Raw genomic sequence first — 21,694 nt, 5'->3', positions numbered from 1 at the left:
TTAGCAATTAATCGAAAAATTACACTTGGGATTGATGGTAATTTTCCAAACCCATCTTTTCAATTAAACCAAGTTGTTTTTCTAACCAGTAAGCATGGTCTTCTTCGGTATCTTTTAATTGATTACGGAGCATGTCACGGCTTACAAAATCACCTTTTTCTTCACAGAGTTTAATACCATCAACTAATGCTTGGCGTACATGTAGCTCTAATCGTAAATCAAACTCTAGCATTTCAGGTACAGTTGTCCCAATATTAATTTCATCAGGACGCATATTTGGTTTGCCCTCTAAGAAGAGAATACGTCGCATAATCTGGTCTGCATGATCAGTTTCTTCTTCCATTTCATGATTAAGACGTTCATATAATTTCTTAAAATCCCAGTCATCATACATTCTGGAATGAATAAAATATTGGTCACGAGCAGCCAGTTCACCTGTTAGTAGTTTATTTAAATAATCGATAACTTCAGGATTACCACGCATTTAGTCTCTCCTTAACGCTAAAGGAGCGTTATTTATTAGAAATTAATTTATACCATTGGTATTAAGTTTAGTCGTTATTTTTTTAAATTACCAGTAAATCAGACTAATTCATTAAATAAAGCTATGTTATTGTAAATGCAAATATTTATCATTTTTATTGCATTTTATTTAGACAGAAAAAAACGGGCTATTGATGTGGTTAAATAGCCCGTTTTTTATTAACTAAGGAGAATTAGCTTACTTTTTTACCATGTGCCTGTTGGTCTGCATGATAAGAAGAACGGACTAAAGCACCAGACGCAACGTTTTTAAAGCCCATTTTTTTGCCTTGTTCTGCAAACCATTCAAAGGTGTCTGGGTGTACGAAGCGTTGTACAGGTAAGTGATTTTTTGAAGGTTGTAAGTATTGGCCTAGGGTTAGCATATCTACTTCATGCTCCCTTAACCTTTCCATTACCTCAATAATTTCTTCATCTGTTTCACCAAGGCCTAACATTAAACCTGATTTAGTAGGGATATGAGGTACACGTTTTTTAAAGTTTTGTAGTAAATCTAATGACCATTCAAAATCAGAACCTGGACGTGATGATTTATATAAACGAGGTACAGTTTCCAAGTTATGGTTAAACACGTCAGGTGGTTCTGTTGCTGTAATATCTAAAGCAATCTCCATACGGCCACGATAGTCAGGTACTAACGTTTCTAGCTGTATAGAGGGTGATAATTTACGGATTTCTCTTAGGCAATCAGCAAAATGTTGGGCACCACCATCACGCAAATCATCACGGTCTACAGAAGTGATAACAACATAGCGTAAACCTAAATCAGCAATAGCAATGGCTAGATTTTTAGGTTCATCTGCATCAAGTGGATTAGGACGGCCATGTCCAACATCGCAGAAAGGACAGCGACGAGTACAGATATCACCCATAATCATAAAGGTTGCTGTACCTGAAGCAAAGCATTCACCTAGGTTAGGACAAGTGGCCTCTTCACAAACACTGTGTAAACGGTGCTTACGAAGTAATGTTTTAACTCTTTCCACTTCTGGTGTAGCTGGAATACGAACACGTATCCAATCAGGTTTTTTAGGAAGTTCAGTGGTAGGAATAACTTTTACAGGGATTCTAGCTACTTTATCAGCCCCCTTTAATTTAACACCCTGTACAGCTTTTTTAGGAGTGTTAGGTGATTCGCTTTGCATAGTCATAATTCAATTTCTTTATCTAAATGATTTATATAGATAGCATTAAATAAGATACATAAGGTTTATGTCTTGCAACATACCTAATTTTTATCCTATTTAGGGGTATCTATAATTTGCTTTGTACTATTATAGTCTCATTCTTTGAATTTGCTATTAGATAAAACTCTAACTTTTTATTTTGTAGTGATAAGAGAGAGTTATAAATTGGTTTACTTAAAAAAGGGTAGTTGTAACTACCCTTATTATTACTGTATGTGGTAGCGTCCAGCCATAGCTTTATAAAGCATATTTTCATATTGTATCAGTTTGTATCTGTTGTTGATTAGAGATATCTTTGAGTTAGTTTCAGTATTGAGGGCATTAAGCCAATCTGAAATTTCACCTGCCCCCTGTTGGTATCTATCATCATAATATTGGCTAATTTGCTGATCGTACTTATATTTTTCCTCAGTATTATCTAAAGTATCTTTAGTTCTAGAATAAGAGTAATAATAAGTATCTACCTCATTAAGTGCTGTGGTTAGGCTTTGCTCAAAAGAAAGACGTATAGACTCATATTCTGCTTCTGATAGTTTTATATTCCATCTTATTTTGTTCCATTGTAGAAAAGGCAGATCAATACTGACATTACCAGAGGCAAAGGGAACATTAAAGGCAGTGTTAACCTTATCAGAAGATGAATTAATAGCTGCACCTAGGGTAATGGTAGGATACCAGCTTTTATCTGTAGCTTGTTTATTGAGTGATGCTTCTTCCAGTCTATACTCAGCAGCTTTTAGATCAGGTCTATTAGCTAGCACAGATAATGGAACATTAAGATCAACCTCTGGTAAGGTTAAACCAAGCAGGCTAGGGTAGTTAATAGTGAGCTTATCTTCTGGCTTTAAATTTAATAAGTTTCGCAGTGTCTGTTCTGCAGTCTTTTGTTGATTTTTTAAGTCAATTAAATTGTTGTTAGCACCCAAAACAGACTGAGTTGCTTGTGCAGGGTCTAAAGCTGACACTTTACCATATTGGTATTTAAAGCTAACTAACGCACTAATTTGTTGGTAGTTCTTGATACTTTGCTCAGTAACAGCAATGGCTTCATTAAGGTAAACAAGCTGATAGTAAGCATCTACCACATTATTTATTAAACTTAGTCTTGCTGTTTCCAAATCTTGTACAGTGGCTTTATATTCCCATTCTTTAGCACTAGCTGTATCAGCTATTTTTTGCCATAAATCTAACTCATAACTTAAGGATAAGTTACCACCCACAGTTCTATTGCTATCACCACCTTGTTTGATATTTTTACTGGCTGAACCACTAGCTCCTCCAGAAAAACTAGGTACTAAGTCTTCACCTATCAGGTTGGCTTGGTAAAGGGCTTTATTAACATTAATAGCACTTTGGGCAAAATCAATATTATTGGCTAAGGCTAACTCAATCAGCTTATTAAGCTCATTATCACCATAGATAGTCCACCAATTGCTATCTATTTGGTAGCGATCTATTATTTGTTGAGTAAGTTGTAGCCTTTGTTGCAATTGTTGATCAGGGTTGTTAGTGGTAGCACAGCCCATTACAAGACTGGATAGGATAAGAGGTAGTATCAGTAGTTTAGTTGGTTTCATTGGGTTATCCTCAATCTCTGGAAAGTGCTTCTATAGGGTTGAGTTGGGAGGCATTACGGGCTGGCATAAAACCAAAAATAATACCAATCAGCGAAGAGCAACCTAACGCTAGGATGATTGAACTAGCAGAAAATGACATGGCAAAGCCAGTAACTAAATGGTTGAAAACAAAGCCTATTACGTAAGAAAGACTAATACCCAATAAACCACCTATTAAACAGATCAATACCGCTTCAATAAGAAATTGCTCTAGGATATTGTGTTGTCTTGCGCCTATCGCCATACGAATACCAATTTCTTTGGTACGTTCTGTTACAGATACTAGCATAATATTCATTACACCTATGCCACCTACTACTAGCGATATTAATGCAATACAAGAAATCAGCAGAGTCATTGTGTTGGTGGTGCTTTCTATGGTTTGTTTAATGCTGTCAGTATTTTGGGTAAAGAAATCTTGTGTACCATGCTTAACAGTAAGTAGTTTGGTTAAGTTCTTTTCTGCCACTTGGGAGCTTATATCATCTCTTACTTTTACCGTGATAGAGCTGATATAACGTTGCCCTGTAATTTTATTCATTACGGTGGTATAAGGTGACCATAAGTTAAGGCTGTCACTATTACCAAAAACAGTTTTTTGTTCTTTAGTTACACCTATTATTTCTAATGGCTTTTTATTAAGCACAACAACCTTCCCTATAGGGTTTTCGCCATTAGTAAAAAGTTTCTTCTGTGTATTAGGGTCAATAACAACTACGGAGCTGTTGTTTTGTACATCCTGTTTGTTAAAGAAACGGCCTTGTTTTATCTCTAAGCCTTTTACATCAAAGTATTGTTCACTTACACCGCTTAGTTGACCATTTACTGAGATATTACCATAGACTAAAACGCCACTAGCAGAGCTAACAGGGGTTGAGCTGGTCAAATAACTTTGCTTAGCTAATACATCAGAGTCATCTACTGTTAAGGTTTTAACTCTACCTGATCTCATATCACCAAAGCCTTTACCAGGATAGATATTGATAGTGTTAGTACCCATGGAGTTGATATCAGTTAGGATTTTTTCCTGTGAGCCACGGCCCAGCGCAACAACAGATACAACAGAAGCTATACCTATAATAATACCAAGCATAGTGAGCATAGAGCGCATTTTATGAGCTATGATTGCTTGTACAGACATTTTAAAAGACTCTATAAATTGGTCTTTATAGAACATAAAACTATTACGTTCTTTGGTTGGCTTGGCGGCCTCTGTTTTTACAATATCATCAGCTTTACGTTGATCACTGACGATAATGCCATCTTTAATTTCTATAACACGATTAGCAAAATTGGCAATATGCGCATCATGGGTGACTAAAATAATGGTATGGCCTTGTTTATGGAGGTCTTGCAAAATCTCCATGACCATTTCACCACTTTTAGAATCCAGTGCGCCTGTTGGTTCATCAGCGAGAATAATTTCGCCACCATTCATTAACGCACGAGCAATACTCACGCGCTGTTGTTGGCCACCAGAGAGTTCATTAGGTTTGTTTTGGGTTTTATCGCTTAATCCTAAGCTAGTGAGTATTTCCTTAGCTCGTTTGGAGCGTTGGTTGTAGTCTAAGCCTAAGTAAACAGCAGGCAGAGCCACATTATTTTCTGCAGTTAAAGTACTTAACAGGTTATAACGTTGAAAGATAAAGCCAAATTTTTTACTACGCATTTTGGCAAGTTCATTATGATCCATTTCTTCCGTTTTTATGCCATCGATAGCATAAGAACCAGAAGTAGGTGTATCTAAACAACCAAGCACATTCATAAGAGTAGATTTGCCTGATCCTGATTGTCCTATGATTGCAATGAAGTCACCTTTTTCTATCTCAAGGTTAATATCTTTCAGGATATGAACACGATTATTACCTTCTCCAAAATATTTATTGAGGTTTTTAACTTCTATCATTGTCATATTTATAACCTCATTCTGGTATTTTTACTGCTGGCGGCAGTTATTTCTGTACTAGCCATTTGGGCTGAAATAACCTTTTCACCTTCTTTAAGGCCAGAGATGATTTCTGTGTTCATACTGTCTGATAGACCTACCGTCACTTCTTTTTCTACTACCTTATTACCTGCTTCTAAAGTATAGACATAGTTTTTATCGCCAACTGTGTTGAGTGTAATGGTAGGTACTATGAGGACATTATCTTTACTAGCAATAGTGATAGTGTTTTGGGTGGTCATACCGATGCGTAGTGTACCTTCTTCATTAGGCACTACTAAATTACCATAGTAGTAAACAGCAGTACTAGAATCTGTGGTACCTGTATAAGTCCCAGCAGTTAACGTAGTTAGACCTGGGTCTAGAGTGTCTAGTTGGCCTTTAAAGATTTTAGTAGGTTCAGAAAGAATTGTATAAGTTACTTCCATACCAGGCTTTATTTTAGTGATATCTCCTTCAGAGATTTGCATCTTGATTTCCATTTTACTCAAATCAGCAATCTGTACTATTGTTGGGGTAGTTTGATTAGAGTTAACGGTTTGACCTTCTTCAACAGGTACAGAAACTATCGTACCATCAAAAGGAGCCACTATTTTGGTATAACCTAAGTTAGTTTCAGCTGTATTTACTGAGATTTGGGTTTGTATGATTAACGATTCTAAATCAGCAACATTTGCTTTGGCTGTTGCTAACGCGTCATTAGCACTGTCTAAATTTTCATCAGAAGTAGCATTTTTAGCTTTTAAGCTTTTTTCACGATTATATTTCTTTTGCGCAACGACTAAGGCTATTTTCTTAGCTTCTAATTGAGTTTTGTATGACTCTAATTTAGCTTTATTGATATTAAGCTCATTTTCTTGGGTAGTAGAGTCAATCTCTGCAATCATGTCACCTTTTTTAATCTGTTGCCCTAAGGAGACATAGAGCTTTTGTATTTGACCAGAAACTTGCGCACCAACGGTTACAATTTGTTTGGCACCTATTTCACCTGTGGTATTAACGGTACGTTTAATATTGCCGATAACTACTTTTTCTGTGAGATAGCTTATTTGTTCTTTTTTATTAAAAAAAAGAAAATAAATAGCAGTGACTATAGCTATTAATACCAATATAGAAATGGTGATTTTTTTCCCCTGTTTCATCATTACTCCCAGCAGTACAGATTAAGTTAAGGTAATGATACAAGAATATTTTTTGGAAATTTAAGGATTTACCAAAACCTTACCCATTCTTTACATTAAGTAATTTAATGTAAATTTATAAGTAATAGGATTATTCATTTTGAGATAAGAAAATGGATTGATAAGAGTATTTATTCTTTGACTGAAAGATAATTAACTTGGCTATAGGCTAGTTTGTTAACAAATTGTGCTATTACTCGTTTAATTAAATCATCAAAATCGACATCACCAATAAAATCACTTAATTGGGTCATCCGCATACCTGCATAACCGCAGGGATTAATACGAGAAAATGGTTCTAAGTTCATTTGAGCATTCAATGCAAAACCATGGAATGAAGCATTACGACGGATTCTTAAGCCTAATGAAGCTATTTTTGCATCATCTACATAGACTCCTGGTGCATCTGCTTTAGCATATGACTTAATACCATAAGAAGTTAGTAGATCAATTAAACTATTTTCGATAGCGGTTACTAGTGTTCTAGGGCCTAAATGGTGGCGCTTGACATCGATCATTAAGTAACCAATCAATTGACCAGGGCCATGATAGGTTACTTGCCCACCTCGATCTGATTGTACAACAGGAATATCACCTGGCATTAGCAAATGTTCTGCTTTACCTGCTGTGCCTTGGGTGAAAACAGGTTCATGTTGCAATAACCAAACCTCATCTTGGGTTTGCTCTGTTCGGTTATTGGTAAAATCTTGCATGGAGTGCCATACAGCTTCATAGGGCTGTATGCCTAACTCACGAATAATAAGTGAATCTGCACTCATTACAATACCATATGAACACGTCCTGTTGCCTTTAAGTCATCATGAATGGCTTGTAGCTGAGGAATACCTGTAGCTGTGATAGACATACGTAATGAGTGGTATTTACCATTGCTGCTGTATTGATCAGTGATGGTTGATTCATCAAAGTCAGGGGCATGTTTACGAATAATATCAACCACTAATTGCTTAAACTCATCATGGGCATCACCAATGACTTTAATGCCATAATTTTCACAAGGAAACTCAATTTTAGGTGGTTCTTGATTGGTCATAAATTCACCTTAGTTAAATAACCCTTTAAAGAATAATACAATGCTATCCCATATACGTTTAAAGAAACCACCTGGTTCTACAGTTTGTAAAGCCACTAAATCAGTACTATAAATAACTTGATTGTTCGCTGTTTTAATTTCTACTTTACCTACTACTTGTCCTGCCTTAACAGGAGCAATTAATTGTTTTGCTGTGGTTACTTGAGCATGTAAGCCTGTAAACTGATTTCTTAGCAATGTTAATGAAATATCTTGTGCTAAACCTGCTTGTACTTCAGAAGCAGCACCTTTCCAAACTTTTAGACTGGATAACTGATCACCTTTCTTATAGAAAGTTCTGTTTTCATAGAAACGGAAACCATAGGTTAATAGTTTTTGTGTTTCTTCTGCACGTGCTTTCTCGTTTGCAGTGCCAAATAATACTGCAATTAAACGTAGATCATTACGTTTAGCAGAAGCTACCATACAGAATCCCGCTTCTTCTGTGTGACCTGTTTTTAAACCATCTACTGTATTATCTCTCCATAGTAAAAGGTTACGGTTAGGTTGCTTGATATTGTTCCAAAGAAACTCTTTTTGGCTATAAATTGCATAGTGTGCAGGGTCTTCATAGATAATGGCTCTAGCTAGGATGCCCATATCATGTGCAGAAGAGTAGTGATCTGGGTTGGGAAGACCAGTTGCATTCATAAAGTGTGAGTTATTCATTCCTAGTTGTTGAGCAGTTTTATTCATAAGTTGTGCAAACACATCTTCACTACCAGCTAAGTATTCTGCAACTGCAACGCTAGCATCATTACCTGATTGAATAATAATGCCATGCAAAAGGTCTTCTAATGATACTTTTTTACCTACTTCAATAAACATTTTAGAACCACCAGTACGCCATGCTTTCTCACTGATAGTCACTAAGTCTGTAGGTCTAACTTGGCCTTTTTTCATTTCTAAAGTAGCCAAATAAGCGGTCATTAGTTTAGTTAAGCTTGCAGGAGGTAAACGTTGGTCACCATTATTATTAATTAACACTTGCCCTGTTGCAGCATCTATTAATACATAGGATTTAGCTGCTAGCTGCGGTGGTGCAGGGGTGATTTCTTGGGCATGAGCAAAGCAAGCACTGAATAGAAACGTGGCTGATAATGTAAAACGTTGGATAAATTGGGTTATTTTCATATTCTTCAAAATTAATTAGTGTTAATAAAAGTTAGTCTTGCTTAACGAGTGTTGATTGACCTAAGTTTGCTACACGAATAGCCTCTTGGGTTTTAAATGTTTCATGTTGATTAGGTAAAGGGCCTAAACGAACACGGTATAATTGTTGAGCTCCATGTAATACAGAGCTGATAAAAACAGGTACATCAGTCACTTTGACTAAGCGTTGTCTTAACAGTTCCGCAGCATCAGGATTAGCAAAAGCGCCTACTTGTAAGTAAAGCCCTTTTTGCGGATTATTGCTATCTGCAGTTGCATGTTGGTTTGCTGGTGGTTGGTATTCACTCACTGGCGCATTATCAACAGGTTGAGTGGTTACAGTGAGTGATGTTTGAGGTTTTTGCTGAGCAACAGTTGAGTTTTTGTTGTTGCCCCATTGTTGCGGATCAATGCTTTCAACTCTCACTTTGGCAGTACCTGTATCAGCATAACCTAGCTTTTTAGCTGCCGCAAAAGATAAGTCAATAATGCGATCTGAATGGAATGGACCACGATCGTTAACCCTTAATATAACACTGCGGTTATTTTCTAGGTTAGTTACTTTTACATAACTAGGCAATGGTAGTGTTTTATGGGCAGCTGTCATGCCATATAGATCATAAGGCTCACCATTAGCTGTGGCTTGTCCGTGGAATTTGGTGCCATACCAAGAGGCCATACCAACTTCTTTATAGCCTGTTGCAGAGCTTTTTGGGTAATAAGTTTTACCTAATACGGTATAAGGATTTTTTTTGTATGCCCCTGTATGAGGGGTGGGTGTGGCATCAGGAATATTAGATACATCTACATCCCACCATGGCGCACCATCTTTTAAAGGACGTACATATTGACCAGAGTGAGAAGTTTTAGCTACTTTTTGATAGCTGTCATCGTCTGTAGTGTCATTAGACTGACAGCCAATGAGCAATAAAATTAAGCCACTAACTGTGGTTAATTGGGCGATCTGTAAAAGTTTAGTCATTATTTAATTTAGTAGCCAATAGTTGTTCAGATAGTTGGTAAACAACTAATGAGTACATTACGCTACGATTATAACGAGTAATCACCTGAAAGTTATTTAAGCCAACCCAATATTCGTCACCTGCTTCACCATCTAGCTTAAATGCCATAACAGGGGTATTGTCAGGTATGGTTTTTGGTAGTGACCAACCTGCCTGCGTTAGTTTAGCAATTGTTCTATCTAATTCAAGCCCTGTAGATAGTACACTGGTAACTTTATCACCTGTTACTTTAGCCTGTACCACAACAGGTTGCTTAGATTGCCAGCCATGTTCTTTGAAATAATTAGCTACACTTCCTATAGCATCTGTGGGGTTGTTCCATATATCAATATGACCATCATTATCAAAGTCTACAGCATAGGCTCTAAAACTTCCTGGCATAAATTGAGCCATACCCATGGCACCTGCATAAGATCCTTTTAATGTTAAGGGGTCTAATTGCTCTTCACGGGTCATTAGTAAATATTCTTTAAGCTGTCTTCTAAAAAAATCACTACGAGGTGGATAATCAAAGCCTAATGTTGTCAAAGCATCCATGACAGGCCAACTACCCATATTACGACCATAGAAAGTTTCTACACCAATAATCGCCACAACTATTTGTGGAGGAACACCATAGGTTTTTTCTGCTCTTTCCAAAGCTTCTTGGTTATTCTTCCAGAAAGTTACACCTTCATTAACACGTTGTTTAGTCATGAAAATGGGGCGATATTCTTTCCATAATTTTGCTTTTTCAGCTGGTTTGGCAATCAAATCTAAAATGGCTTGTTGTCTTTTAACTTGGCTAAATAAAGCAGTTAGTTGTTCTTCAGCAAAACCATTATTTTCTACTAAATCCTTAGTAAATGTTTGAACCTCTGTAGATTCATTGTAATTATCAGCATAAGTTATAGGTGTTGCTGTTAATAACCATGCTAACAATGTATAAATTTTAGTGTGTTTATTTATCATGTACATTTTCATCTTATAGACGTTGTCCATTGGCGGTGAGTTTGTATAGCCATTAGAATACCAAATGAGGAAAGTAAGGTAACTACTGATGTTCCACCATAACTCATAAGAGGTAAAGGAACGCCTACCACAGGTAATAAACCACTGACCATACCAATATTTACAAAAACGTAAACAAAGAATGTCATGCTTAAACCACCTGCTAATAGTTTGCCAAATAATGTTTGGGCATTAATAGCAATCATCAAACAGCGTGCAATAATTAATAGATAGATTGTTAATAGTAAAATAACACCAAATAAACCAAACTCTTCACCAATTAAGGCAAAAACAAAGTCTGTATGGCTTTCTGGTAAAAAGTCTAAATGAGATTGTGTTCCTTCCAACCAGCCTTTACCCCAGAATCCTCCAGAGCCAATGGCTGCTTTGGATTGAATAATATTCCAACCTTTACCTAATGGGTCTGATTCTGGATTAATAAACGTTAGCACACGATGTTTTTGATAATCGTGCATAATAAAATGCCACATACCATAAGCAATAGGGATAATGGCAACAATAGCACTAATAATCCAACTCCAACGAAGCCCTGCTATAAATATGACGAAAGCTCCTGCTGCTAAAATAAGTAATGATGTTCCTAAATCAGGCTGTCTAAGTACTAATAAAAAAGGAATCCCTGTTAAAACTAAGCTAACCACAACATGTTTAAAACTAGCGGGTAGGCTATGTCGAGAAATATACCAGGCGATAGTGGCAGGTACAACAATCTTCATAAACTCAGAGGGTTGGAAACGAATTAAGCCCGGTATTTTTAGCCAACGCTGTGCACCCATTGCGTTATGACCATTGATGTCTACAATAATTAGTAAGATAACACCAATAATATAGGGAATAAGCACCCAGCGTGCCATAAACCGTGGATCAAACTGGGCAATGGCTAACATGATGACAGTGCCTATAATAAAAAATGTAGCTTGTCTATTAACAAGCTCCATATTTTTACCACTAGCAGAGTAAAGGATAAATAAATTAGCTGCTGCTAAGACCATTAATAGTACTAACAAGTAACCATCAATATGCAGTCGCTCTAAGAAGGTAGCTCTTCGTTTATGAGGTGCTTGATTATTTAAAATAATTCGTTTTTTACTAGTTAACATTTTTTTTGTCCTTTAATGTTTCACTAGTGGTAGATAATTCCTCTGGTGGAGGCTTTCTAGCCATTAACTCAGTATCTGTTTTTAATTGACCGTCTTCATTTAGTAACCAAGCATCCATAACTTGTTTAACAATGGGGGCTGCTAAGCCACTACCCGATTCACCATTTTCTATAATAATAGCAACTACGATACGTGGTTTTTCAGCGGGTGCAAAGGCCACAAATAAGGCATGGTCACGATGTCTTTCATTTAAGCTTTTACTGTCATAACGTTCATTTTGACGAATGGCGACTACTTGGGCTGTACCACTTTTACCTGCTATACGATAGGTGGCTGTACTACCCATTTTTCTAGCTGTTCCCCGAGCTCCATGAACAACTTGTTGCATATCCCGATTAATAATATTCCAATTATCCTTATTTTTAAACTTAATATCTGGAGGAGTTGGTCGGTCAGTAGTGTTAATAGAACCATTAGCAATTAGCTGATCTATAGTTAGGTTATCAGCAAATTTTAATAAATGAGGGCGAATCCAATGACCATGATTTGCTATTAATGCAGTTGCTTGAGCTATTTGTAAAATAGTTGTTTGCATATCACCTTGGCCAATTCCTGTAATTAATGTATGGCCAGGATACCATTGTTGTTTATGAACTTGCTCTTTCCACTCTCTGGATGGCATGATACCAGGTGACTCTTCTAAATACATATCAAGTGAAACGCGTTGTCCTAAACCAAATAAAGTTAAGTACTTATGCAGATTATTAATACCTATTTTATAGGCTAAATCATAAAAATAAGTATCGTTGGAGCGCATGATAGCGGTTTCCATATTTATCCAACCATCACCACCTCGGTTCCAGTTACGGTATTTATGGGTAGAATTAGGTAATTGATAGAAGCCTGGATCAAAGACTTTTTCTTCAGGTGTCGTAGCACCCACTTCAAGGCCTGTTAATGCTACTAAAGGTTTTACTGTAGAACCCGGTGGATAAGTGCCATAAATAGCACGATTTAAAAAAGGTTTATCTGGATTATTGGCTAAGGCATTGTAATCTTTTTGGCTAATACCTGTGACAAAGGGGTTAGGATCATAACTAGGCGAACTAACTAAAGCTAGAATTTCACCATTACGGGGGTCTAAAGCGACAATAGCAGCACGTTTATTCTCTAAGACCTGCATTGCCATTTTTTGTAAATAATAATCCAGTGTAAGCGTTAAATCTTGCCCTGCTGTGGGTTGTGTTTGGCTTAAAACACGCATGACTTTACCACGTGCATTGGTTTCTACTTCTTCATAGCCAACTTGACCATGTAGCATGCTTTCATAAAAACGTTCTGCACCTGTTTTTCCAATATGATGTGTGCCACTATATTCAACAGTGTCAACGCGTTTTAAATCTTGATCACTGATACGACCTACATAACCTACAGAATGAGCAAATAACTTTCCATAGGGGTAATTACGGATGAATTGTACTTCAACTTCAACACCTGGTAAGCGAGGCTGATTAACGGCAATAATAGCCCTCTGTTCTTCAGTAAGCTCATATAACAGAGGGACAGATTCAAAAGGACGAGAACGTTGTTTGACTTTATTAATTAAACTTTCTTTGTCCTCATCTGTTAAGTGAAGAACTTCGACCAGTGTATCAATAATTGTTGTCCACTCTTTGGCACGTTCACGGGTAAATGTTAAGTTAAAACTGGGTTCATTACTGGCAATAACGATACCATTACGATCATAAATAATACCTCGTATAGGAGGGATCGCTTGGGTATGGACACGATTTTTTTCAGAAAGGGTAGAATGATATTTGTATTGAATAACTTGTAAATAATACATTCTAGCAAAGAGAATGATCATTAAGGTAACAATAAAAATAGAACCGACAATCGCCCTATGCCTTATGATGCGGGCATTTTTTATATGATCTTTTATAGGAAGTGGTTCTACCATAATGAACTATTTAAACCTTTAGGTTTATTTATGATAGGGATGGCCAGTGAGAATGGTCCAGGCCCTATATAACTGTTCTATAATCACAACCCTAACAAGTGGATGAGGTAAAGTTAATGCAGAAAGTGACCATTTCTCATCACTACGCTTGCAAACTTCTGGAGCTAACCCTTCAGGCCCACCAATCATCAAGTTAATATCTTGTCCTGCTAATTGCCACTGTGCTAAACGTTCAGCTAATTGCTCAGTACTCCAAGGTTTACCTGTAACTTCTAAAGTAATAACTTTGTCAGTAGATTGGGTTTTATTCAACATAGCAACACCTTCTTGTTGAATAAAGCGTTTGATATCAGCATTTTTACCACGAGTAGTAAGTGGAATTTCTATTAATTCTACAGCTAACTCTTTGGGTAATCGTTTATGATATTCTTGCCAACCTTCTTCTATCCAACGTGGCATTTTACTACCAACAGTAATTAGCCTAATACGCATAAATTAGACAGCTTCATTATTAGTTTGTTTAGCACGACTTTGCTCTGCACCTTGCCAAAGGCGTTCTAAATCATAAAAGCTACGCGTTTCTTGTAGCATGACATGAACTACCACAGAACCTAAATCTACTAATGCCCATTCTGCATTTTCTAAACCTTCGATACCTAATGGACGTACGCCTTGTTTTTTCACTTCTTCAATCACATTATCTGCTAATGCTTTTACTTGACGTGAAGAGCTACCTGTAGCAATGACCATGAAATCAGTAACACTAGTTTTTTCATGAACATCGATGACAACGATGTCTTTGCCTTTTAAATCGTCTAGTGCAGCAGTGGCAATTTCTACAATTTGTTTACTTTGCATAATATATTTGTTACCTAAATTATACGAAATACTACTTACTCTTTTACTTCGGTTAGTAGTTTATTTCTATTAATGAGTTAAATAAAAAACCTGTTCGTGTTATTGATAAAGCTGGTGTTGATTAATATAGTCTAACACAGTCTCAGGTAATAAAAATTGTACTGATTTACCCTGTACTAAACTGTTTCTAATCTTAGTTGATGAAATATCTAAAGGAGTTTGCTGTATATAAGCAACTTGCCCGTATTTTTCACTAATCTGTTTAGAGTCAACTAATTTATCTGCTATAAATGTTTGTAATTCAGGAGGGATTTTAGCAGATAGATGGGGTCGTTGTAATACAAGAATGTGACAATAATTTAATAGCTCTTGCCAGCGATACCATGAGGGTAATCCGCAAAAAGCATCCCAGCCCATAATGAAAAATAATACATCATTATCAGTTAACTCTTGATGAATAGAATAAAGTGTATCAAAAGTATAAGAGGGCTTGTTACGCTTTAACTCTCTATCATCGACAGCAAACATAGGTGTATTGCTAGTAGCCAATTGCACCATTGCTAAACGATGCATAGCACTAATTGAAGGTGTTTCGCGATGTGGCGGTAGAGCATTAGGGATAAGTTTTAACTCATCCAATGCTAGCTGTTCCACTACTTCAATTGCAGATCTTAAATGTCCTATATGGATAGGATTAAACGTACCACCAAGTAAACCTATTTTAGCCACGAGTTTGACCATCACCTAATACAATGTATTTCTCCGTAGTCAAACCCTCTAAACCAACAGGGCCGCGCACATGCAGTTTATCGGTAGAAATACCAATTTCTGCACCTAAACCATATTCAAAGCCATCTGCAAAGCATGTTGGGGTATTATGCATTACTGAACTTGAATCTACTTCTGCAAGGAAACGTCTTACCGACTCTGTATTTTCGGTAATAATACTATCTGTATGATGAGAGCCATAATGATTAATATGGCTAATCGCTTGCTCAATATTATCAACTACTCGTACAGCTAGAATAGCTGCCAAATACTCTGTAAACCAATCTTCCTCAGTAGCTTTATTGATATTAGGTAAGTAGTTAAGTGTTCGTTCACAGCCTCGTAGTTCAACACCTTTTTCTATAAATTGTTGTGCTACGATAGGTAAGAATTTTTCGGCTACTGTTTGATCAACAAGGAGTGTTTCCATAGCACCACAGATGCCATAGCGATAACATTTAGCATTTAATGCTATTTTGCATGCCTTTTCTAAGTTAGCGTATTGATCTACATAAATATGGCAAACCCCATCTAAATGCTTGATTACAGGCACTTTGGCGTGCTCGCTAATACGTTGAATAAGTGATTTACCACCACGAGGAATAATAACATCCACATATTCAGGCATGGTTATTAGCAAATCAACAGCTTGGCGATCAGTAGTATTAACCAGTTGTACACAATGACTAGGTAAGTTGGCTTCTTGTAATCCTTGTTGAATGCAGGCTGCAATTGCTTTATTGGAGTGGATGGCTTCAGAGCCTCCTCTTAAAATAATAGCATTACCTGATTTTAGACAAAGAGCCGCAGCATCAATGGTTACATTAGGGCGTGATTCATAAATCATACCAATAACCCCAATAGGTGTACGCATTTTGCCAATTTGTAAACCAGAAGATGTATATTTAAGGTCTCTAATAGCACCTACAGGATCAGCTAGAGTAATAACCTGTTTCACACCTGTAATCATTGCTTCTAAACGAGTATCAGTTAACTCTAAGCGGTCTAATAAAGCAGGAGATAAACCATTTGCTTTACCGCTTATGAGGTCTTGTTGATTAGCCTGTCTAATAGTTTCTTTGGCACGAGCTAACTGGTCAGCAATACATTGTAATGCTTTATTTTTTTGCGCTGTAGTAGCTTTTACCAATGCCTGTGCTGCTTGTCGAGCATTAATGCCTAGTTCGTGCATATAATCAGTAATATTTGCCATAAGAAATCCAGTAGAAATCGTAAAAATTATTAATATTATGATAGGTAGCTAGTATCTATATAAAAGGGCTAAAGATCAATATAGATTATTATTCGGTAACCATTCAAAGCTAAAGTTTTGTTGGATATCTTTATCTCGCCACTGGGGAAAGTTAGCAACAGCAATTAACCTATTTTGCTTATCAAATAATAAAGGTATCCTTTGGCGGAGAAAGCTAGGAATTGCTTGCTCATTGAATAGTTTTTTTAAATCCCGATGACCGCGATTATGTAACTGTAAAACCTCACCGCCTTGTCGATAGCTTACAAATAAAGGCTTGTTAGGTAAATCACCTTTTATAGTGACTATACCATTATTAGATAGTGATATTTCCTGTTCTGAAGAAATAGGTTGTTTAGTAGTGGCAGGTTTATTAAGCCAGTTATCCATTAATAACCAAATTCGTTCATTAGTACGATGTAATTCTGCATTTTGCAATTGCCAAATGGGTTTGGCAGACTCTTTAGCATTTAACAAATCTTGCCAACCCTGCCAATGTACAGTGCTAGGAAGTAGGGTGTACTTAGCTAGCCAATGAGCGAGTGCATTTTTTTGCCTAGCCCATATTAAATTAGCGAGTGGTTCTAGCCGTAAGTTTGGGATAGATAACCAAGGATAAAGAGGAGTTGTTTGGGCTACAATTAGGTCTTGTATCGCTAGCTCATTTAATAGTTGTTGAGCTTCCTGTAGGTGTTTAGCTGTTTGTGTAATATTGTTTACAGCTTGCGGCCAATAGCTTTGGAGTACAGGAATAACCTGATGACGTAAATAATTGCGGGAAAAACTGGTATCTGTGTTGCTAGGATCTTCAATCCATTGTAAATGATTTACGTCAGCATAGTTTTTTAATGTTTGATAGGGAATATCTAGTAGTGGACGTACTACAGTTCCTGTCGTTAATGGTCGGCTTTTAGGTATTCCTGTTAGTCCTCTAACACCAGTACCTCTAAATAGGCGAAATAATAATGTTTCTGCTTGATCGTTTTGATGTTGAGCTGTGAATAAAATATCATCTTTTTGTACTATCTGTGAAAAAGCATGGTAACGAGCTTCTCGTGCAGCTTGTTCAATACTAGCTTGTTTGGTGACCTTCACTTTAATAATTATTAAAGGAATAGCTAACTCGTCACAGGTTTTTTGACAATGGTCAGGCCAAGAATCAGCCACAGCTTGTAGGCCATGATGAATATAAATGGCTGATATTTCTGGTAAATTGTATTGTTGTTTTAATTTAACTAATAGATGTAATAAAACAGTGGAATCCATACCACCAGAAAAGCCAACAAACCATCGTTTAGCTTGTTGGTAAGGTGTTAGTTGTTGCCATAACTGAGAAACGAGCGACATGATTGTAAAATTAATAGAGTTATCTGTTATAAGTACAATAACATATTTACTAATTTAAGCAATTAACCATCTGTTGATAAACGGTCGCTACGATCAAACTGCCAAGTTCTAATGATTTCAATAATATCAGTGTCTGCTAACTCTTTAGGAAAAGGAGCAAAGGGTGCTGACATATGAACAATTCGAATTGCGGCACGGTCTAACACGGGCTTACCTGATGATTTAAGTACTTTGACAGTATGTAATTGACCATTTTTCTTAATAGCAACTAATAATCTTAAACTACCATAAATTTTCTTAGTACTAGCTTCTTTAGGGTAGTTTAGGTTACCAATACGTTCAATTTTCTTACGCCACTCATCTTGATAGGCTGCTCCCTTATCCCTTTTGGTGGCGGCTGAAGTGATCTGTAAAATTTTAGGGCGTTTAGCATAGGCTTGTTCTTTTTGAGCGATTTGTGCCTCTAAACTAGCTATTTGTGCAGCCCAATCAGTATTATTAACAGTTTGTTTAGCTTGGTCTTGCTGTTCTTTTTTGTCAGATTCTTTAATGTCTTTTTGCTGTTGTTTACTGGCAGTGGTTAAGACACTTTTAGTTGTTTCTGTAGGTTGTTGCTCTTTTTCCATAGAAGGAAATGGGCTAGGAGCAGGATTGATTTCTAAGGCTTGAAAATCTGCTGGAGAGGTTGTTCTAGGTATCAGGGCTTGTTCCTCAGTACCACTGCCTTGTTGATTTTCTTGGGCAATAAAGTCTGCCTCTTCAGGTGCTGTATCACCTTTAAAAGATGCTAAAGAAACATCTAAAACTTTACCTATATGCTGATCTTCTGGTGCAAAGCCAACACCAAAAATAATAGTAGTATGGAGGATAGCAGCTAAGCATATCATCAAGCCAAGCAAATCATTTTGTTTGGTTTTATGAAGCTTGGCTAATTTATTAAAAAGTGATCGCATAATTTTTACATCTAAAATACTTGAAACGTCCTGTTTAGTAAGCTCAGCATTTCAATCAACCATGAAAAGTTGATTGAAGTTTAAAGAGTTACTTTTTTAACTTGGCTTCAATACAGTTCATTAATTTACCAGCAATATGTGTATTATACGCTTTATCAATTTCTCGAATACAGGTAGGACTAGTAACATTGACCTCTGTTACGTATTCGCCAATTATATCTAAACCAACAAACAGTAGGCCTCTTTTTTGTAATTCAGGGCCTATTGCTTTAGCAATTGCATAATCTTTCTCAGATAAAGGTTGTGCAATACCCGTTCCTCCGGCCGCTAAGTTGCCACGGGTTTCTCCTTTTGCAGGAACTCGTGCTAGGCAATAGGGAATAGGTTCACCATCAACGATTAGGATACGTTTATCGCCTGCAATAATATCTGGAATATAACGCTGTACCATAGTTTGTCGAGTACCATGCGCGGTTAGTGTTTCAATAATAACGGAGAGATTAGGATCACCTTCACGATGGCGAAAAATAGAGGCTCCACCCATTTCATCTAATGGTTTTAGAATGACATCACCTTGTTCTTTTATAAAAGCTTTTAAAATATCAGAGCGGCGGCTCACTAAAGTAGGCACCATAAATTTTGCAAAATTAGTAGCAAATAACTTTTCGTTGCAATCACGTAGGCTTTGGGGTTTGTTTACAATAAGTACGCCTTCTTGCTCAGCCTTTTCAAGTAAGTAAGTGGTGTATAAAAATTCACTATTAAAAGGAGGGTCTTTACGCATTAAAATAACATTTAATGTGTCTAGGCTAATATCAGTTTCTTCACCTAAGTCATAGAAATGTTCTGGTTCTTTATAAACTTTTAGAGAGCGAGCTTTGGCTTTAACTTTACCTTGTAGTAGGTATAGGTCTTCTTGTCGCATGTAAAATAGTTCCCAGCCACGATCTTGAGCTGCCCATAACATAGCCAGTGAGCTATCCTTCTTAAAATTAATGCTATTGATAGGATCCATCACAATGCCGAGACGAATAGACATAACTCAGTATTCTCCTGATATAATTTGCTATTTTGATGACGCAATGTTGACATATGTAAATAATTATAGAATAAATTAACATATTATGTAGTATGATATGTTATAAATAGTATTTATAATACAAAATCATAAACATTTGCACTAGTTAGTTACTGTGCGCTATGTTATGTGTATATAATATGGTCATAATGTAGATTGTTTTTATCTCAAGTGATGGCGGAATAAGATGGAACAAGGTGAAAAACTTAAAGTCATGGTGATAGACGATTCTAAAACTATTCGTCGAACCGCCGAGACCCTGCTTAAAAAAGCAGGATGTGATGTGTTTACTGCGGTAGACGGTTTTGATGCGTTGGCTAAAATAGCTGATAATCATCCAAATATTATTTTTGTAGATATTATGATGCCTCGCCTTGATGGTTATCAAACTTGTGCACTTATAAAAAATAACAGTCGTTTTAAAACTACGCCTGTTATTATGTTGTCATCTAAAGATGGTTTGTTTGATAGGGCAAAGGGGAGAATAGTAGGCTCGGATCAATATTTGACTAAGCCGTTTAGTAAAGATGAGTTATTGGGTGCAATAAAGGCGCACGTTCCTAACTTTGTACCTCAAGATAATGCAGCTGAATAAGCAGCTGTTTTTGTATAGTAATAATTAAAATTGGTGGTAAGGTAAAATGGCTCGAATTTTAGTTGTAGACGACTCTCCTACAGAAGTATATAAACTAACAACAATGTTACAAAAACATGGGCATATGGTTATAGGGGCTGAAAATGGGGCAGATGGCATTGCATTAGCTCGCAAAGAAAAGCCAGATGTCATTTTGATGGATATTGTTATGCCTGGCTTCAATGGCTTTCAGGCAACCCGTCAATTGACTAAAGATGAAGAAACAAAGAATATTCCAGTAATTATTGTTACAGCTAAAGATCAAGAAACTGATAAAGTATGGGGTCGTCGTCAAGGGGCTAGAGATTATTTAACTAAGCCAATTGATGAGGCAACACTTTTATCTACTGTGGATGCTGTGTTAGCAGGATAATTGCAACAGTCCTAAAACCTAAGGAGTTATTGACATGGGAATGCCAGAAAAAAGCACCCCATTTAATTTGTTACTCGAAATCGATCAGCTTTATACTGACTCAGGGATTAGTTTGCCTGAACAAAGAAGGTTGCAAGCTAGTATTTGGACTGGTATTGGGTTTAGGTTAGGGCAATATCATTTTGTAATAGCCATTAATTACTTGGAAGAAATTCTTACTGAACCAACATATACGGCAATTCCTATTGTTAAACCATGGTTAAAAGGAGTGGCTAATATGCGTGGCCACTTATTGCCTGTGATGGATTTAAACAAATTGTTTGGTATACCTTCTGAAGCATCTCATAAACAGCGCCGAGTGATGGCTGTTAAAAATACTGATGGTGGGTATGTTGGTTTCTTAGTTGATGCGGTATACGGTATGCAGCATTTTTCTGCTGATAATCAATTAGCAGGTACCGTTAATATACCAGAATCCTTGACTCCTTTTGTTGCAGGTGTCTATAAAGGTGAGCAACAAAAGTGGTTAATTTTTAATGCTGAAGCTTTTATGGCAAGTCCGCAGTTTTTAACAATAGGACAGTAATTTAATCGTTAAAGGTCAAAGTTTTAAACAGGTTAGGT

At 36.7% G+C, this 21,694-nt stretch carries 22 protein-coding genes; 3 read left to right on the top strand and 19 right to left on the bottom strand.

Features of this window, described 5'->3' with window-relative positions; translation table 11 throughout:
* Positions 1-19: 19 nt before the first annotated feature.
* The 19 genes from bfr to gshB all read right to left on the bottom strand — a co-directional run bounded on the left by bfr (position 20) and on the right by gshB (position 20,024).
* Positions 20-484, bottom strand: a complete 465-nt coding sequence (gene bfr, locus MTZ49_RS03550) for a bacterioferritin (RefSeq protein WP_264747019.1) — start codon at positions 482-484, stop codon at positions 20-22.
* A gap of 232 nt (positions 485-716) precedes the next feature.
* Positions 717-1,694, bottom strand: coding sequence for a lipoyl synthase (lipA, locus tag MTZ49_RS03545; protein WP_264747018.1), 978 nt, complete (start codon positions 1,692-1,694; stop codon positions 717-719).
* 242 nt (positions 1,695-1,936) lie between these two features.
* Entirely contained in the window at positions 1,937-3,307 is a 1,371-nt protein-coding gene (gene tdeA, locus MTZ49_RS03540; RefSeq protein WP_264747017.1) for a toxin/drug exporter TdeA, read from the bottom strand.
* A gap of 10 nt (positions 3,308-3,317) precedes the next feature.
* Positions 3,318-5,264 carry a MacB family efflux pump subunit gene (locus tag MTZ49_RS03535; RefSeq protein ID WP_413774185.1) on the bottom strand — a complete coding sequence of 649 codons (1,947 nt, stop codon included), beginning with the start codon at positions 5,262-5,264 and terminating at the stop codon, positions 3,318-3,320.
* A complete protein-coding gene (locus MTZ49_RS03530) occupies positions 5,261-6,433 on the bottom strand; it encodes an efflux RND transporter periplasmic adaptor subunit (protein WP_264747015.1) in 1,173 nt (390 codons plus the stop codon). Before MTZ49_RS03530 ends, MTZ49_RS03535 begins: the two co-directional genes overlap by 4 nt.
* A 170-nt stretch (positions 6,434-6,603) precedes the next feature.
* The gene (gene lipB / locus MTZ49_RS03525) at positions 6,604-7,251 is read right to left on the bottom strand and encodes a lipoyl(octanoyl) transferase LipB (RefSeq protein WP_264747014.1); all 648 of its coding nucleotides are present in this window, start codon (positions 7,249-7,251) and stop codon (positions 6,604-6,606) included.
* The gene (locus tag MTZ49_RS03520; RefSeq protein ID WP_264747013.1) at positions 7,251-7,523 is read right to left on the bottom strand and encodes a YbeD family protein; all 273 of its coding nucleotides are present in this window, start codon (positions 7,521-7,523) and stop codon (positions 7,251-7,253) included. Before MTZ49_RS03520 ends, lipB begins: the two co-directional genes overlap by 1 nt.
* Positions 7,524-7,532: 9 nt before the next feature.
* Entirely contained in the window at positions 7,533-8,696 is a 1,164-nt protein-coding gene (locus MTZ49_RS03515) for a D-alanyl-D-alanine carboxypeptidase family protein (RefSeq protein ID WP_264747012.1), read from the bottom strand.
* Positions 8,697-8,727: 31 nt separating this feature from the next.
* Positions 8,728-9,696 (bottom strand): septal ring lytic transglycosylase RlpA family protein, encoded by a 969-nt coding sequence (locus MTZ49_RS03510; protein WP_319804741.1) that lies wholly within the window; start codon positions 9,694-9,696, stop codon positions 8,728-8,730.
* A complete protein-coding gene (gene mltB, locus MTZ49_RS03505; protein WP_264747011.1) occupies positions 9,689-10,687 on the bottom strand; it encodes a lytic murein transglycosylase B in 999 nt (332 codons plus the stop codon). Before mltB ends, MTZ49_RS03510 begins: the two co-directional genes overlap by 8 nt.
* 8 nt (positions 10,688-10,695) lie before the next feature.
* Positions 10,696-11,847 (bottom strand): rod shape-determining protein RodA, encoded by a 1,152-nt coding sequence (gene rodA, locus MTZ49_RS03500; RefSeq protein WP_264747010.1) that lies wholly within the window; start codon positions 11,845-11,847, stop codon positions 10,696-10,698.
* Positions 11,837-13,807 carry a penicillin-binding protein 2 gene (mrdA, locus tag MTZ49_RS03495; protein WP_264747009.1) on the bottom strand — a complete coding sequence of 657 codons (1,971 nt, stop codon included), beginning with the start codon at positions 13,805-13,807 and terminating at the stop codon, positions 11,837-11,839. The genes rodA and mrdA overlap by 11 nt, the downstream gene beginning before the upstream one ends.
* A 24-nt stretch (positions 13,808-13,831) precedes the next feature.
* Positions 13,832-14,299 carry a 23S rRNA (pseudouridine(1915)-N(3))-methyltransferase RlmH gene (gene rlmH, locus MTZ49_RS03490; RefSeq protein ID WP_264747008.1) on the bottom strand — a complete coding sequence of 156 codons (468 nt, stop codon included), beginning with the start codon at positions 14,297-14,299 and terminating at the stop codon, positions 13,832-13,834.
* A gap of 3 nt (positions 14,300-14,302) precedes the next feature.
* Entirely contained in the window at positions 14,303-14,665 is a 363-nt protein-coding gene (gene rsfS / locus MTZ49_RS03485) for a ribosome silencing factor (RefSeq protein ID WP_264747007.1), read from the bottom strand.
* 99 nt (positions 14,666-14,764) lie between these two features.
* Entirely contained in the window at positions 14,765-15,406 is a 642-nt protein-coding gene (gene nadD / locus MTZ49_RS03480) for a nicotinate-nucleotide adenylyltransferase (RefSeq protein ID WP_264747006.1), read from the bottom strand.
* Entirely contained in the window at positions 15,387-16,646 is a 1,260-nt protein-coding gene (locus MTZ49_RS03475; RefSeq protein WP_264747005.1) for a glutamate-5-semialdehyde dehydrogenase, read from the bottom strand. Before MTZ49_RS03475 ends, nadD begins: the two co-directional genes overlap by 20 nt.
* A gap of 75 nt (positions 16,647-16,721) precedes the next feature.
* Entirely contained in the window at positions 16,722-18,032 is a 1,311-nt protein-coding gene (gene tilS, locus MTZ49_RS03470) for a tRNA lysidine(34) synthetase TilS (RefSeq protein WP_264747004.1), read from the bottom strand.
* Positions 18,033-18,094: 62 nt separating this feature from the next.
* On the bottom strand, positions 18,095-18,985 hold the full coding sequence (locus MTZ49_RS03465; RefSeq protein WP_264747003.1) for an energy transducer TonB: 891 nt from the start codon (positions 18,983-18,985) through the stop codon (positions 18,095-18,097).
* Between the two features lie 88 nt (positions 18,986-19,073).
* Positions 19,074-20,024: a glutathione synthase gene (gene gshB, locus MTZ49_RS03460; protein WP_264747002.1), complete on the bottom strand. Its 951-nt coding sequence runs from the start codon at positions 20,022-20,024 to the stop codon at positions 19,074-19,076.
* A 226-nt stretch (positions 20,025-20,250) separates the two neighbouring features.
* On the opposite strand from gshB, the gene pilG reads away from it, so the two are divergent.
* From pilG to MTZ49_RS03445, 3 genes are read left to right on the top strand one after another with little or no spacing between them, the layout of a single operon-like run.
* On the top strand, positions 20,251-20,658 hold the full coding sequence (pilG, locus tag MTZ49_RS03455) for a twitching motility response regulator PilG (RefSeq protein WP_201092796.1): 408 nt from the start codon (positions 20,251-20,253) through the stop codon (positions 20,656-20,658).
* Positions 20,659-20,704: 46 nt separating this feature from the next.
* Positions 20,705-21,070, top strand: coding sequence for a twitching motility response regulator PilH (gene pilH / locus MTZ49_RS03450; protein WP_201092806.1), 366 nt, complete (start codon positions 20,705-20,707; stop codon positions 21,068-21,070).
* 34 nt (positions 21,071-21,104) lie between these two features.
* Entirely contained in the window at positions 21,105-21,656 is a 552-nt protein-coding gene (locus MTZ49_RS03445; protein ID WP_264747001.1) for a chemotaxis protein CheW, read from the top strand.
* The last annotated feature ends 38 nt before the right edge of the window (positions 21,657-21,694 follow it).

It is taken from the genome of Entomomonas sp. E2T0, assembly GCF_025985425.1.
Lineage (GTDB): Bacteria > Pseudomonadota > Gammaproteobacteria > Pseudomonadales > Pseudomonadaceae > Entomomonas.
Note: the sequence above shows the minus strand (reverse complement) of the source record. Positions and strands in the feature narration are given on the sequence as shown.

Bases quoted from the DNA above. Each gene is read 5' to 3' on its own strand.
- mrdA (WP_264747009.1), bottom strand. From the start codon at position 13,807: ATGGTAGAACCACTTCCTATAAAAGATCATATAAAAAATGCCCGCATC.
- pilH (WP_201092806.1), top strand. From the start codon at position 20,705: ATGGCTCGAATTTTAGTTGTAGACGACTCTCCTACAGAAGTATATAAA.
- pilG (WP_201092796.1), top strand. From the start codon at position 20,251: ATGGAACAAGGTGAAAAACTTAAAGTCATGGTGATAGACGATTCTAAA.
- tilS (WP_264747004.1), bottom strand. From the start codon at position 18,032: ATGTCGCTCGTTTCTCAGTTATGGCAACAACTAACACCTTACCAACAA.
- MTZ49_RS03475 (WP_264747005.1), bottom strand. From the start codon at position 16,646: ATGGCAAATATTACTGATTATATGCACGAACTAGGCATTAATGCTCGA.
- MTZ49_RS03515 (WP_264747012.1), bottom strand. From the start codon at position 8,696: ATGAAAATAACCCAATTTATCCAACGTTTTACATTATCAGCCACGTTT.
- lipB (WP_264747014.1), bottom strand. From the start codon at position 7,251: ATGAGTGCAGATTCACTTATTATTCGTGAGTTAGGCATACAGCCCTAT.
- nadD (WP_264747006.1), bottom strand. From the start codon at position 15,406: ATGGTCAAACTCGTGGCTAAAATAGGTTTACTTGGTGGTACGTTTAAT.
- bfr (WP_264747019.1), bottom strand. From the start codon at position 484: ATGCGTGGTAATCCTGAAGTTATCGATTATTTAAATAAACTACTAACA.
- tdeA (WP_264747017.1), bottom strand. From the start codon at position 3,307: ATGAAACCAACTAAACTACTGATACTACCTCTTATCCTATCCAGTCTT.
- gshB (WP_264747002.1), bottom strand. From the start codon at position 20,024: ATGTCTATTCGTCTCGGCATTGTGATGGATCCTATCAATAGCATTAAT.
- MTZ49_RS03465 (WP_264747003.1), bottom strand. From the start codon at position 18,985: ATGCGATCACTTTTTAATAAATTAGCCAAGCTTCATAAAACCAAACAA.
- mltB (WP_264747011.1), bottom strand. From the start codon at position 10,687: ATGATAAATAAACACACTAAAATTTATACATTGTTAGCATGGTTATTA.
- lipA (WP_264747018.1), bottom strand. From the start codon at position 1,694: ATGACTATGCAAAGCGAATCACCTAACACTCCTAAAAAAGCTGTACAG.
- rlmH (WP_264747008.1), bottom strand. From the start codon at position 14,299: ATGCGTATTAGGCTAATTACTGTTGGTAGTAAAATGCCACGTTGGATA.
- MTZ49_RS03520 (WP_264747013.1), bottom strand. From the start codon at position 7,523: ATGACCAATCAAGAACCACCTAAAATTGAGTTTCCTTGTGAAAATTAT.
- MTZ49_RS03445 (WP_264747001.1), top strand. From the start codon at position 21,105: ATGGGAATGCCAGAAAAAAGCACCCCATTTAATTTGTTACTCGAAATC.
- MTZ49_RS03510 (WP_319804741.1), bottom strand. From the start codon at position 9,696: ATGACTAAACTTTTACAGATCGCCCAATTAACCACAGTTAGTGGCTTA.
- rsfS (WP_264747007.1), bottom strand. From the start codon at position 14,665: ATGCAAAGTAAACAAATTGTAGAAATTGCCACTGCTGCACTAGACGAT.
- MTZ49_RS03530 (WP_264747015.1), bottom strand. From the start codon at position 6,433: ATGAAACAGGGGAAAAAAATCACCATTTCTATATTGGTATTAATAGCT.
- rodA (WP_264747010.1), bottom strand. From the start codon at position 11,847: ATGTTAACTAGTAAAAAACGAATTATTTTAAATAATCAAGCACCTCAT.